Source organism: Bacillus sp. NMCC46 (genome assembly GCF_002998465.1).
GTDB lineage: Bacteria > Bacillota > Bacilli > Bacillales > Bacillaceae > Bacillus.
Genome location: NZ_PVQZ01000001.1, coordinates 137,773 through 150,487, shown reverse-complemented (window position 1 = coordinate 150,487; position 12,715 = coordinate 137,773). Strand labels below are relative to the sequence as shown.

The 12,715-nt window shown below is 44.9% G+C and carries 10 protein-coding genes; 2 read left to right on the top strand and 8 right to left on the bottom strand.

The window, feature by feature from the left end; all coding sequences use genetic code 11:
• Positions 1-12: 12 nt before the first annotated feature.
• Positions 13-411, bottom strand: coding sequence for a DUF3221 domain-containing protein (locus tag C6Y01_RS00735; protein WP_223249874.1), 399 nt, complete (start codon positions 409-411; stop codon positions 13-15).
• Between the two features lie 274 nt (positions 412-685).
• On the opposite strand from C6Y01_RS00735, the gene C6Y01_RS00730 reads away from it, so the two are divergent.
• The gene (locus C6Y01_RS00730; protein WP_106037708.1) at positions 686-2,506 is read left to right on the top strand and encodes an assimilatory sulfite reductase (NADPH) flavoprotein subunit; all 1,821 of its coding nucleotides are present in this window, start codon (positions 686-688) and stop codon (positions 2,504-2,506) included.
• Between the two features lie 37 nt (positions 2,507-2,543).
• Positions 2,544-4,262 (top strand): assimilatory sulfite reductase (NADPH) hemoprotein subunit, encoded by a 1,719-nt coding sequence (gene cysI / locus C6Y01_RS00725; RefSeq protein ID WP_106037707.1) that lies wholly within the window; start codon positions 2,544-2,546, stop codon positions 4,260-4,262.
• A gap of 30 nt (positions 4,263-4,292) precedes the next feature.
• On the opposite strand, the gene C6Y01_RS00720 is transcribed toward cysI, so the two are convergent.
• From C6Y01_RS00720 to C6Y01_RS00690, 7 genes are read right to left on the bottom strand one after another with little or no spacing between them, the layout of a single operon-like run.
• Complete coding sequence (locus tag C6Y01_RS00720) at positions 4,293-6,227, bottom strand: AMP-binding protein (RefSeq protein WP_095285242.1); 1,935 nt, start codon at positions 6,225-6,227, stop codon at positions 4,293-4,295.
• Positions 6,228-6,240: 13 nt separating this feature from the next.
• Positions 6,241-7,764 carry an acyl-CoA carboxylase subunit beta gene (locus tag C6Y01_RS00715; RefSeq protein WP_106037706.1) on the bottom strand — a complete coding sequence of 508 codons (1,524 nt, stop codon included), beginning with the start codon at positions 7,762-7,764 and terminating at the stop codon, positions 6,241-6,243.
• Positions 7,765-7,782: 18 nt separating this feature from the next.
• Positions 7,783-8,565, bottom strand: coding sequence for an enoyl-CoA hydratase (locus tag C6Y01_RS00710; RefSeq protein ID WP_106037705.1), 783 nt, complete (start codon positions 8,563-8,565; stop codon positions 7,783-7,785).
• Positions 8,566-8,579: 14 nt separating this feature from the next.
• Positions 8,580-9,488, bottom strand: coding sequence for a hydroxymethylglutaryl-CoA lyase (locus C6Y01_RS00705; RefSeq protein ID WP_034660849.1), 909 nt, complete (start codon positions 9,486-9,488; stop codon positions 8,580-8,582).
• Between the two features lie 11 nt (positions 9,489-9,499).
• A complete protein-coding gene (locus C6Y01_RS00700; protein WP_034660850.1) occupies positions 9,500-9,715 on the bottom strand; it encodes an acetyl-CoA carboxylase biotin carboxyl carrier protein subunit in 216 nt (71 codons plus the stop codon).
• The gene (locus tag C6Y01_RS00695; RefSeq protein WP_106037704.1) at positions 9,712-11,061 is read right to left on the bottom strand and encodes an acetyl-CoA carboxylase biotin carboxylase subunit; all 1,350 of its coding nucleotides are present in this window, start codon (positions 11,059-11,061) and stop codon (positions 9,712-9,714) included. Before C6Y01_RS00695 ends, C6Y01_RS00700 begins: the two co-directional genes overlap by 4 nt.
• Positions 11,062-11,069: 8 nt before the next feature.
• Positions 11,070-12,707, bottom strand: a complete 1,638-nt coding sequence (locus C6Y01_RS00690) for an AMP-binding protein (RefSeq protein WP_106037703.1) — start codon at positions 12,705-12,707, stop codon at positions 11,070-11,072.
• Positions 12,708-12,715: the final 8 nt, after the last annotated feature.

Sequence of the window (12,715 nt, the reverse complement as noted above, 5' to 3'; positions counted from 1 at the left end):
CTCACTGCCCTCCTACTTATCCATAATGATTTTATATTTTTCGACCGTTGCTTTAGGAGGAAACGATTCTTGTAACTCATCAAACCAGATCTCAACCGTTTGACCCTGTACCAGCTCTTTAGTATCAACTTTCGATAAATCCATAATGATGAGATCATGTTTATACTTATCAATAAGAAGGTGAGTATTCAATGAATAATCGCTTTTTAGAGGAGTTTTATTGTTTATAAGAAGTAAACCAGTCTCCTCTTTACTCAGCAGTATGCCTTTTTTTGAAAAAGGTGCTGTTGTTTTATTCTTATTGTATGAATCCTTTATATTGTCCTTTGGAGAATTGCACGCTACTAATAAAATGAGAAAAATCAAGATGACAAGCCGAAAACATTTTATGTTTTTAAACTTTAGCTGCATCAACTTTCATACACCCCTTTTCAATTCTTCACGATAGCTTCTTCATGCTAGCATTCTCAGAACAAAACGCCTATTTTTCTTAAGGTGCTTTATAAGTTAAGCTGATTTACCTTCAAGTTCATTCACCTTGTAAAGGTATTAGAAATCTTAATCATGACAATCAATATTATATATTTTACTTAATGGCAAACTTTCGGTAAAGTTCAAATTGAACCTATATATATAATTCCTATCGAATTAATCTATGTTTATATTCCTTGTGAGGTGGATATCGTTGCAACTTCATGTATTGAACAGTCCGTTTAGTCAGCAGCAGGCAGAGCTACTCAATCAGCTGCTTCCGACTTTAACAGATCAACAAAAAATTTGGCTTACCGGTTATTTATCAGCACAGGCAGCTCTAGCCGGATCAGAAACGGCCGCTCTGGCCCCTACTCCTTCTGCCGCAGCCCCTGCGCAGCCTGTCAGTAAAGATGTGACCGTACTTTATGGCTCGCAAACAGGCAATTCTGAAGGATTAGCGAAAAGGGCAGCGCAGCATCTCGAGGAGAAAGGTTTTCAAGTGACGCTCTCTTCTATGTCAGATTTTAAACCAAATAATCTGAAAAAAATACACAATTTACTGATGATCGTCAGCACACATGGCGAGGGAGATCCGCCTGATAATGCCCTTTCTTTCCATGAATATGTCCATGGTAGACGTGCGCCAAAGCTCGATCATTTAAGCTTTTCTGTTCTTTCGCTTGGCGACAGCTCTTACGAATTCTTCTGTCAGACTGGAAAAGAATTTGATGAGCGCTTCAAAGAACTTGGTGGAACGCGTCTTATAGGCCGAGTGGATTGTGACCTTGATTATGATGAGCCGTTTTCTGAATGGCTTCAAGGGGTGACATCGGCACTTAGCGAAGGTGAAGCCGCAGCATTCCCGCAAGAATCAGCAGGAGCAACCAACCAAACAGCAGCTTCTGAATACTCAAGAACGAATCCTTTTTATGCGGAAGTTCTTGAAAATATCAACCTAAATGGCCGCGGATCTAACAAAGAAACCCGCCATTTGGAGCTCTCTCTTGAAGGATCAGGACTTGTTTATGAGCCGGGTGACAGTCTTGGTATTTATCCAACAAATGATCCTGCGCTTGTTGATGAACTGCTCACGACATGCGGATGGAATGCAGAGGAAGCCGTAACCGTGCATAAAAATGGCGACACTCTTCTTTTGAAAGAAGCACTCACCTCGCACTTTGAGATTACAGTATTAACAAAACCCCTTCTTCAAAAGATGGCGGACTTTACAAAAAGTGAAGCCCTCCATGCCCTTTTAGAAGAAGGGAATGAAGAAAAGTTAAAAGCGTATATAGCAGGAAGAGATCTAGTAGATGCTGCGCGCGATTTTGGTCCTTTTGAAGGAACAGCCGCAGATTTCACCGCTATTTTAAGAAAAATCCCTGCACGCCTTTATTCGATTGCAAGCAGCCTGAAAGCCAATGAAGAAGAAGTTCATTTGACAATAGGTGCTGTGAGATATGATGCACACGGGAGAGAACGCCAAGGTGTCTGCTCCATCTTATGTGCGGAGCGCTTAGAGCCAGGTGATACACTGCCTGTTTATATCCAGCACAACCAAAACTTTAAGCTTCCTGAAAACCCTGATGCACCGATCATTATGGTGGGACCAGGCACAGGTATCGCTCCTTTCCGTTCGTTTATGCAGGAACGAGAAGAAATCGGTGCTAACGGAAAATCATGGTTATTCTTCGGTGATCAGCACTTTGTGACGGATTTCTTATATCAAACTGAATGGCAAAAGTGGTTAAAAGATGGTGTCTTAACGAAAATGGATGTGGCTTTTTCAAGAGATTCAGAGGAAAAGGTATATGTCCAGCACCAAATGAAGAAACAAAGTAAAGAATTATTCGAATGGCTGGAGCAAGGTGCCTATGTATATGTCTGCGGAGATGAAAAACATATGGCGCATGATGTTCATGGTACCCTTCTATCGATCATCCAAGAAGAAGGTGCGATGAGTAAGGAGAAAGCAGAAAGCTATTTAGCCAATTTGCAGCAGCAAAAACGCTATCAGCGCGACGTATATTGATTGATTTGATGCTTGAAAGAAAGGAGCTTTTACTTACATGGTGAAGACAGCATTAACAGCGCCGGATGGACCTCCGAGCGACGTAGAGGAAATCAAAGAAAAAAGTGATTATTTACGGGGTACGTTAAAAGAAGTGATGCTTGATCCGATTTCAGCGGGCATTCCTGATGATGACAACCGCCTGATGAAGCATCACGGCAGCTATTTACAGGATGATCGAGACCTCAGAAATGAACGGCAAAAACAAAAGCTTGAGCCAGCCTATCAATTTATGCTGCGCGTACGCCTGCCTGGCGGAATCGCCACATCCAAGCAGTGGCTAGTGATGGATGAGCTTGCTCACAAATACGGAAACGGTACGTTAAAGCTGACTACTCGTGAAACCTTTCAGCTTCACGGTATTTTAAAATGGAATATGAAAAAGACCATTCAAGACATCCATTCGACTATGCTTGATACAATTGCTGCTTGCGGCGACGTGAACCGGAATGTGATGTGTACATCAAACCCCTATCAATCAGAAGTGCACCATGATGTATACGAGCTGGCCAAAAAATTAAGTGATGACCTGCTTCCGCAAACGAGAGCGTATCATGAAATTTGGCTTGATGAGGAAAAGGTTGCGGCAACGCCTGATACAGAGGTTGAGCCGATGTATGGTCCGCTTTATTTGCCAAGAAAATTCAAAATTGGTGTGGCGGTCCCTCCTGCTAACGATATTGATGTCTTTTCGCAGGATTTAGGCTTCATTGCGATCATCGAAAATGAGCAATTGATCGGCTTTAATGTCGCAATTGGCGGTGGAATGGGCATGACGCATGGTGATACAGCGACCTATCCTCAGCTTGCAAAAGTGATTGGCTTTTGTACACCGGAACAAGTTGTAGAGATTGCGAAACAAGTGATTACCATTCAGCGTGACTATGGAAACCGTTCGGTGCGAAAAAACGCCCGCTTTAAATATACAGTGGACCGCCTTGGTCTTGAGAATGTAAAAGAAGAGCTGGAACGCCGCCTAGGATTTGCCCTTTTAGACGCAAGAGATTATCGCTTTGATCATAACGGAGACCGCTATGGCTGGGTAAAAGGCATCAATGGCAGATGGCATTATACGATGTTTGTAGAAGGCGGACGCATCACAGATTATGATGATTATCCGCTGATGACGGGCATTCGTGAAATAGCAAAGATTCATACAGGTGACTTCCGCTTAACAGCGAATCAAAATTTGATCATTGGAAATGTCACTTCTCATAAAAAGAAACAAATCGAGCAGCTCATTCAGGAGTTCGGTTTATCAGATGGCCAGCAGCACTCTGCACTGCGCCGCAGTTCAATGGCCTGTGTTTCTCTTCCAACATGCGGCTTAGCGATGGCAGAAGCAGAACGCTACCTTCCACGCTTGATTGACAAAATTGAAGAGATTGTCGAAGAAAACGGCTTAAGTGATAAAGAAATCACGATTCGAATGACTGGATGTCCAAATGGATGTGCCCGCCATGCGCTAGGTGAAATTGGCTTTATCGGCAAATCACCTGGCAAATACAACATGTATCTTGGCGCTGCGTTTGATGGCAGCAGATTAAGTAAGCTGTACCGTGAAAATGTTGGTGAGGAAGACATTTTAAACGAGCTTGGCTCTCTGCTCCCTCGCTATGCAAAAGAACGAGAAGACCAAGAACATTTCGGTGATTTTGTCGTTCGGGCAGGGATTGTCAAAGAAACAACAGATGGCACGAATTTTCATGTGCAATAGAAAAAGACAGGACACTCTCCTGTCTTTTTTTTATGGATTCTGTTTCCGTTTCAAGTATTCGCAAATGCTTTTGTACACATGAGGGTTTTCTAAAGAAGAAAGATCTAGTGAAGGCTGCTGTTCATAGGCTCCTTTTAATAAACGCCGGACGATTTTTCCGTTTCTTGTTTTCGGTAAAGTTGAAATGAGATGAATTTCCTTTGGCATGAGAGCTTTTCCCGCGTGTGAACCAACATGTGTTTTGAGCTCTCGAATCAGTTTTGCTTCGTCACAAGATTGTGAGCTAGTCACGATGAAGCACACGAGTGCCTCCCCTTTCACCTCATCCTTTACCCCAATTACAGCTGCCTCGTGTACGGCTGGATGTCCGACAAGAATGGATTCAATTTCTGCTGGACCGACACGTTTTCCTGCTGAATTAATGACATCATCCGATCTGCCCGTGATATGGAATGTGCCATCCGCTGATTGCATCACCCAATCCCCATGTGTCCACACCCCATCAAATCGTCTGAAATACGTGTCTTCATATCGCCCCGGATCTTTCCAAAAACCACATGTCATGCCGACCCATGGCTTTTTCAAAACAAGTTCTCCTACTTCATTTATGACGCTCTGACCAGCTTCATTATACACATCTGCCGCCATTCCTAAGATCGCCGCATTAAAAAGAACTGGTTTGATTGGGCGAAGCAGCGTACTTCCTACAATTCCACCAGAGACCTCTGTTCCCCCTGAATAATTTAGGATCGGAATATGCTTTTGACCGATTTTGTCAAAAAGCCATTGCCATGGTGCTTCATTCCACGGTTCACCTGTAGAAATGATGGCTTTGACATGCGGCAGCTGAATACCTGAAAGGTTTTGCTGCATCGCAGACCGAACAAAAGTAGGTGAAAGTCCAAAATGGGTGACTTTTTGCTCGTGGATGAATGACCAGAGGTGCTGTTCATCAGGATAATCGGGTGCACCGTCATATAAAACGATTGCAGCTCCATTGATCAAGCCGCCAAAGACGAGAAATGGCCCCATCATCCAGCCCATGTCTGTGAGCCAAAACAAACGGTCTCCTTTTGCAACGTCCATACAAAGACCGGCGTCAAAAGCAGCTTTTACAGGGAAGCCTGCGTGTGTATGGACAGCTCCTTTTGGCGTACCAGTTGTTCCAGAAGTGTATAAGATCATGAGAGGCTCTTCATTTGTGAGATAGGTCGTTTCACTTATCGGATCTTCTTTTAACAAATCGTTTAGCCTGATATCTCCTTCATATTCAGTATGAGAGGGAGTGTGTACAATGACGGTTTTGACAGTGTCTGTTTTGTGAATCGCATCTGCCGCACATTCCCGCATATTGATCGTCTTCCCGCGTCGCGTCATGTCGGAGCCTGTGACGACAATGGTTGCACCTGCCGCACGAATACGCACGGCAAGAGGCTCGCTTCCATATCCGGAGAAGACGGGGCTAAAGATGACACCAATTTTTGCAAAGGCTAGCATGACAGCGACCGTTTCAGGAAGCATCGGCATATAAATGACCGCCACATCTCCTTTTTGAAGCCCATTCTTCAAAAAACCAGCAGCGAGGCGATTAACCTTTTCCTGAAGTTTGAGATACGTCCATCTCCTCTCAGCCCCAACTTCATTTCTCCAAATCACGGCTGGCTGATGCTGTGTCTCTTCGTTCTCTGCCCATTTGTCCACGGCCGTTTCGGTCACGTTTAGTTGACCGCCTTTATACCACTTCGGCCACATGAATGAATCTTGCCCTAATGCGGCTTCATATGGCACCTTCCACTTGATGCCGACCGCCTTTTCAGCTTCTCTCCAAAACCAATCGGTCCGCTCAATACTAGCTTCGTAGAATGCTTCATAAGTAGAGAAACCAAGTGAGTGCATCCATTTGTAAAGACGTGTATGTTTGACCTTCTGCTCTTCCGGTACCCATGCTGGTTTCAGGTTCATCATAAGGATGCCCCCTTTAGACCGGATAGACCGGATGTTTTCGTCTTGTAAATGTCATCTCTTTTGAGGAATAGGCTTGTAATCGATGACAAAGCTCAGCTCGCAGGTGGTCAAACGGGATGACGCCATCGACAATCATTTCAGAGGCAAGCTCATATATATTCATATCTTCCTGATATTCCTTACGTTTCTCTTGTATAAATGCAGCTCTCTCTTCGGCAGGCAGCTCGGCAATTTTATTCGCATAGACAGCATTCACAGCCGCTTCTGGCCCCATGACAGCAATTTGCGCCGATGGAAGAGCAAGACAGCAGTCTGGTTCAAACGCTGGCCCTGCCATTGCATATAACCCTGCACCGTATGCTTTACGCACAATGACCGATATTTTCGGAACAGTGGCCTCTGACATAGCGGAGATCATTTTCGCCCCGTGTCTAATAATGCCGGCTTGTTCCACTTTTGTTCCAATCATAAATCCCGGTATATCCGCAAGAAAAAGGAGCGGGATATGAAAGGCGTCACATAGCTGAATAAACTTGGCGGCTTTGTCAGCTGAGTCATGGAATAACACCCCGCCTTTCACCCTAGGCTGGTTGGCAATAAGACCAACAGGCTGACCATTCATGCGGCCAAAGCCTGTAATCAGCTCCGCGGCAAACAGTTTTTTGATTTCAAAAAATGACCCTTCATCAATGAGTAAATCAATGAGCTGATACATATCAAAAGGGGTATTCTGCCCCTTAGGGATAAGGTCTTGGATGGTCATCTCAGATGGCTGAGGTGCTTTGGCGGCTGCCCGTTTTGGTTTCTCTGTATAGTTGGCAGGCATGTAGGTTAAATAGTCGCGGGCGATTTGAATGGCTTCTTCCTCTGTTTTGGCTAAAATATCACCACATCCTGATATGCTGCAATGCATGTTTGCCCCGCCCATTTCTTCTAGTGATACTTTTTCTCCAATCACCATTTCGGCCATTCTCGGAGAGCCTAAATACATCGAGGCATTCCCTTCGACCATAACGACGATGTCACAAAAAGCAGGAATGTAAGCACCTCCTGCCGCAGAAGGACCAAATAGTAAACAAATTTGCGGGATACGTCCAGACAGCTTCACCTGGTTATAAAAAATGCGCCCCGCGCCCCTTCTGCCTGGAAACATGGCAATTTGATCGGTGATTCTTGCACCCGCAGAATCGACTAAATACAGCATCGGGCAGTTGAGCTTTTCCGCTGTTTCTTGGATTCTAATGATTTTTTCTACCGTTTTGACGCCCCATGATCCAGCTTTGACGGTAGAGTCATTCGCCATGACGCAAACCGTTTGCCCATTCATCCGCCCCGTCCCTGTGACAACCCCATCTGCTGGTAAATGTTGATCTTTACACTCGGCAAACATGGCATCCTCAATGAAAGAATCCTCATCTAATAACAACTGGAGCCGGTCACGGACGAACAATTTTCCTTTTTCTTTGTTTTTTTGATGGTATCGTTCGGCTCCTCCTTTTACAATCCGCTGTTTTTTCACTTCATATTCTTCGATCATGCCCATTCCCCTTTCTTGCTAGTTGCCTCTGTAATGAGGCGTTCGTTTTTCTTGGAAAGCTTGAAGTCCCTCCATTCGATCTTCTGTATCAATGAGCCGTACATAGGCTTCGTATTCCTTCATCAGACCTGTACGTAAATCATGATCAAGGCTCATTTGAATCGCTTGTTTCGCTTCTTTTAAAGCAATTGGACCGTTTTTGGCGATTTGTTTTGCGAGAGAAATGGCGTCATCCATAAGAGAATCTGCTAAAGAGAGGTGCTCAATCAACCCGATTTGAATGGCTTCTTCAGCTTGTAATGAACCACCTGTGAAAATCAGTTCTTTTGCTTTACCGAGTCCAATCAGGCGCGGAAGCCGCTGGGTTCCTCCGGCTCCTGGTATGATGGCTAGTCCAGTTTCTGGCAGGCCGAATCTTGCTCCGGCTCGTGCGATGCGGAGATCACAAGCCAGTGCGAGCTCAAGGCCTCCGCCGAGTGCGTGTCCATTCATCACGGCAATGACAGGCACAGGAAGGGAGTCAATTTCTGTAAAGGTTTGCTGAATCGACAGAACCGCCGCTTTTGCTTCTTCTTCTGTCATCAATCGTCGCTCTTTTAAATCAGCTCCTGCGCAAAAGACGTTAGAACCAGCTCCTGTAATGAGCAGACAGCGGATGCTTTCATCGTGTTTGATTTCTTGAATGATTTGATTGATCTCCTCAAGCATCGCAGCGGATAGGGAATTCGCTTGTTTCGGCCTGTTTAAGGTCATGATCCCAATCCGTTCATCTTGTATCATAAAATTAACCAATGTTGTCATGTCACATTCATCCTTTATGAAGTAGTATGAGAGTGAAAAGCACGTAAACAATGACTAGGCAGGGTTCGATCTACTTTTGTTTCGATCCATTCTGCCGCTTTTATCAATGCAGGAAAATCGATATTGGTTTCGGTTCCTAGTTTTTGAAGCATATGCACTACATCTTCTGTCGCGACATTTCCGCTAGAGCCAGGTGCATATGGGCAGCCGCCAAGCCCGCCGCTAGAGGAGTCAAATGTTGTGATTCCCGCTTTTAATGCCGTATAAATATTGGCAAGACCCATCCCCTTCGTATCGTGAAAATGTAGAGCGATTTTATCAGCAGGAAAACGTTCAAGTAAAATGTCTAATCGCCTTTCTACTTGAAGCGGATGGGCTTCTCCAATGGTGTCGCCGAGTGATATTTCATCAATGCCATAAGAGAGCAGAATATCCGTTAACCGCAGAACTTGATCCATTGGCACTTGATGTTCATAAGGGCAGCCAAACACGGTAGAAATATATGCGCGTGTGATCTTTCCTGCTGCTTTTAAATCAGCTGTCATTTGTTTGATGACAGGAAGTGTTTCGTGGATGGATTGATTCATATTTTTTTTGTTATGTGTTTCACTCGAAGAGATAAACATAGCGCCTGCGTCAAGATTTGCTTCAAAAAAGTGAGCCAAGCCTTTTTCATTAGGAATGAGTGCTGCATAGGTGATGTTGTCATTTTTGTGTAAGGATTGAGCTAACTCTTTGGCGTCTTTTAAGGCTGGAACCCATTTAGGATGAACAAATGAGGTGACTTCAATATAAGGAAGCCGGGCTGCTGTGAGCAGTTCAATCCACCTTTGCTTCTCGCTTGTGTCCAGCCAAGTGGATTCATTTTGCAGTCCGTCCCGCGGGCCGACCTCTCTGATAAGTACACGCTTTGGTAATGCCATCTCGCTCCCTCCTATTCTGTCAGCTCTAGAAGGACCTCTCCTTCATCGACAAATTCCCCCTCTGCCTTATACACTTTGCTGATGACACCAGCCTCTTCTGCAACAATTGGAATCTCCATTTTCATTGATTCCAAGATAGCGACCTCCTGCCCTTTTTGCACTTCATCGCCTTGTTTCACAAGAAGCTTCCATAAGTTTCCGGCCATTTGTATCGTGACCATTTTCATGAACGGTTCCCCTCCCTTTTTTTCATGAGAAAATCGGTTGTGATGCTGCCATGTAAGAAAGCAGAAGATCCAGCCATTTCCCTTAAAAGCGGTAAGTTGGTTTTGATCCCTTCTATTTCATATGCTTGTAACGCCTTTTTTAATCGTTCTATTGCAAGTTTTCGTGTATCACCGTAAACAATCATCTTCGCAATCATTGGATCGTAATATGGGGTAATGACGCTCCCGCTTGTCACACTTGATTCATGGCGTATATAGGGAGCTTCTGGCATAAATAGCCGAGTGATTGTTCCTGGTGACGGATAAAAGGTAACGGGGTCCTCCGCATAGATTCTGACCTCGATGGCATGCCCAATTTGATGAATATCCTCCTGAATGAAGGAAAGCGGCTCTGATGCAGCGATTTTCAGCTGCTCCTCGACAAGATCAATACCTGTAATTTCTTCTGTGACAGGGTGCTCTACTTGTAATCTCGTGTTCATCTCTAGAAAATAAAACTGTTGGTTTTGATCGACTAAACATTCAATCGTCCCTGCGTTTTCATAGCCAATGGCTTTGGCTGCTTTGACGGCCATTTGTCCCATCTGTTGTCTCACTGATTCATCGAGACAGGTGGCAGGTGCTTCTTCGATGATTTTCTGGTGTCTTCTTTGGAGTGAACAGTCGCGCTCAAATAAGTGAACCCCATGGCCGAAGGAATCAAAAAGGACTTGAATTTCAATGTGCCGCGCGTCTTCAATGACCTTTTCCATATAAAGCGTCCCGTCGTTGAAAAAACTTTGCGCTCTTTTTTGATTTCCTTCAAAAGCTTTATGCAGCTCCTCGTCATTTCGCACAAGCTGCATGCCAATTCCCCCGCCTCCGCTTGATGCCTTGAGCATGATCGGATAACCGAGTGACTGGGCTTTACTGACTCCTTCTTCTGCGTCATGGAGCGGGGCTGAAACGCCTGGTACAATGGGAATCCCCGCATGGTCCATCGTTTTTCTCGCTTCAATTTTATTCCCCATTCGCTGAATGACCTGTGCGGATGGTCCAATAAAAATAATTCCTTCGCTGCGGCAGCGTTCAGCAAAGGCCGCATTTTCTGATAAGAGGCCATATCCAGGATGGATGGCATCTGTATTTGTCTGCTTGGCAACCTCGATGATCACTTCCATGTTTAAATAGCTTTCAGATACTTTCGCTCCTCCAATCAGATAGGCGCTGTCTGCTTCTTGCACATGAAGCGCATGCTCATCTGCCTCTGAATAAACAACCACGGTGTTGATCCCGAGCCTTTTACAAGTCCGAATAATTCTACGAGCAATTTCGCCTCGATTTGCGATCAGTACTTTTTTGAACATCGCTGCCCTCACTCCTTTATTAGATCAAGCGCCTGTTTTTTCAGACGAAATTTTTGAATCTTCCCTGATGCGGTCATCGGATACTCATCTGTGATGAAAAAATATTTTGGAATTTTGTAGCGAGCCATTTGTGACTGACAATAGCTGGTTAATGACTCAATCGTCACCGTGTGACCTTGTTTGAGCCGAATGAATGCGGCGGCTTCCTCTCCGTAGGTCTCGTCAGGAATACCAACAACCTGTGCATCAAGAATGGCTGGATGCGTGTAAAGAACGTCTTCAATCTCTTTTGGATAAACATTTTCCCCGCCTCTAATGATCATATCTTTCAGCCGTCCTGTGATTTTCACATAGCCATCCTCATCCATCTCCGCTAAATCCCCTGTATGAAGCCACCCGTCCTCATCAATGACTTCATTTGTGGCTTCTTCATTTTTATAGTAGCCTTTCATCACATGATAGCCTCTTGTACACAGCTCGCCTTGTTCTCCTCTTGGTACTTCATCCGGCGTACCTGGTGCAGTGATTTTCACCTCGATGTGAGGAAGTGCCCGACCGACTGTTTGAACCCGCCTTTCAAATGAATCATCCGTTCTAGTTTGGGTAATGACAGGTGAGCTTTCGGTTTGACCGTAGGCAATCGTGAGCTCCTTCAGTCCCATTTGTTCAATGACTGCTTTCATCACATGGGATGGGCAAAGAGATCCTGCCATAATGCCTGTTCGTAATGTGGACAGATCGTATTGGTGGAAATTCGGATAATCAAGCTCTGCAATGAACATTGTCGGGACGCCATGAAGAACAGTGCACTTCTCTTGTTCCACTGTTTGAAGGACTCGCTCTGGGTGGAAAGATTCAATTGGAATGATCGTGCCTCCTTTTGCGAGACAAGCAAGTACGCCAAGAACAGATCCAAAGCAATGAAAGAACGGCACGGGGATACACATGCGGTCTTCATGGGTGAGCTTCATGCAATCTGCGATCTGACTGGCATTGCAGACAATGTTTGTATGGCTGAGCATGACACCTTTTGGGTAGCCGGTTGTGCCAGAGGTATATTGCATATTAATAACGTCATCAGGCGCCAGCTCATCCATTCGTTTCTCCCATGCATCATCCTCCATTCTTTTAGCAGCAGCTTGAATACTGTCCCAGCTGCGCATGCCCTTTGGCGTGTGCTCGCCAATATATACGACACTTTTTAAATATGGAAATGATGATGAACTGATCTCGTCTTGATGAGCTGTTTGAAGCTCTGGAATGAGGTTTTCAAGCATCCTGACATATGATGTCTCTTTAAACCCGTCAACGATAAACAGCATGCTGCTATCAGAGTGCTTTAGTAAGTAAGCGAGTTCTTGTGATTGAAAGTTCGTATTCACGGTGACAAGAACGGCTCCAATGGAGGCGCAGGCGAATTGCAGCATGAGCCATTCAGGTACATTGGGCGCCATGATGGCGATATGATCCCCTTTTTCAACCCCTAATGCCATAAGACCTTTCCCTGTTTCCTTGACCTCTCTAAAAAACGCTTCGTATGAATAACGTAATGAACGTTCTGGATACACAATGGCTTCATGTGCTGGGTGCTGCTCCTTTTTCTCTTTTAATAGGGAGCCGATCGTTTGTGGATGAATCGACATCATGATTTTCC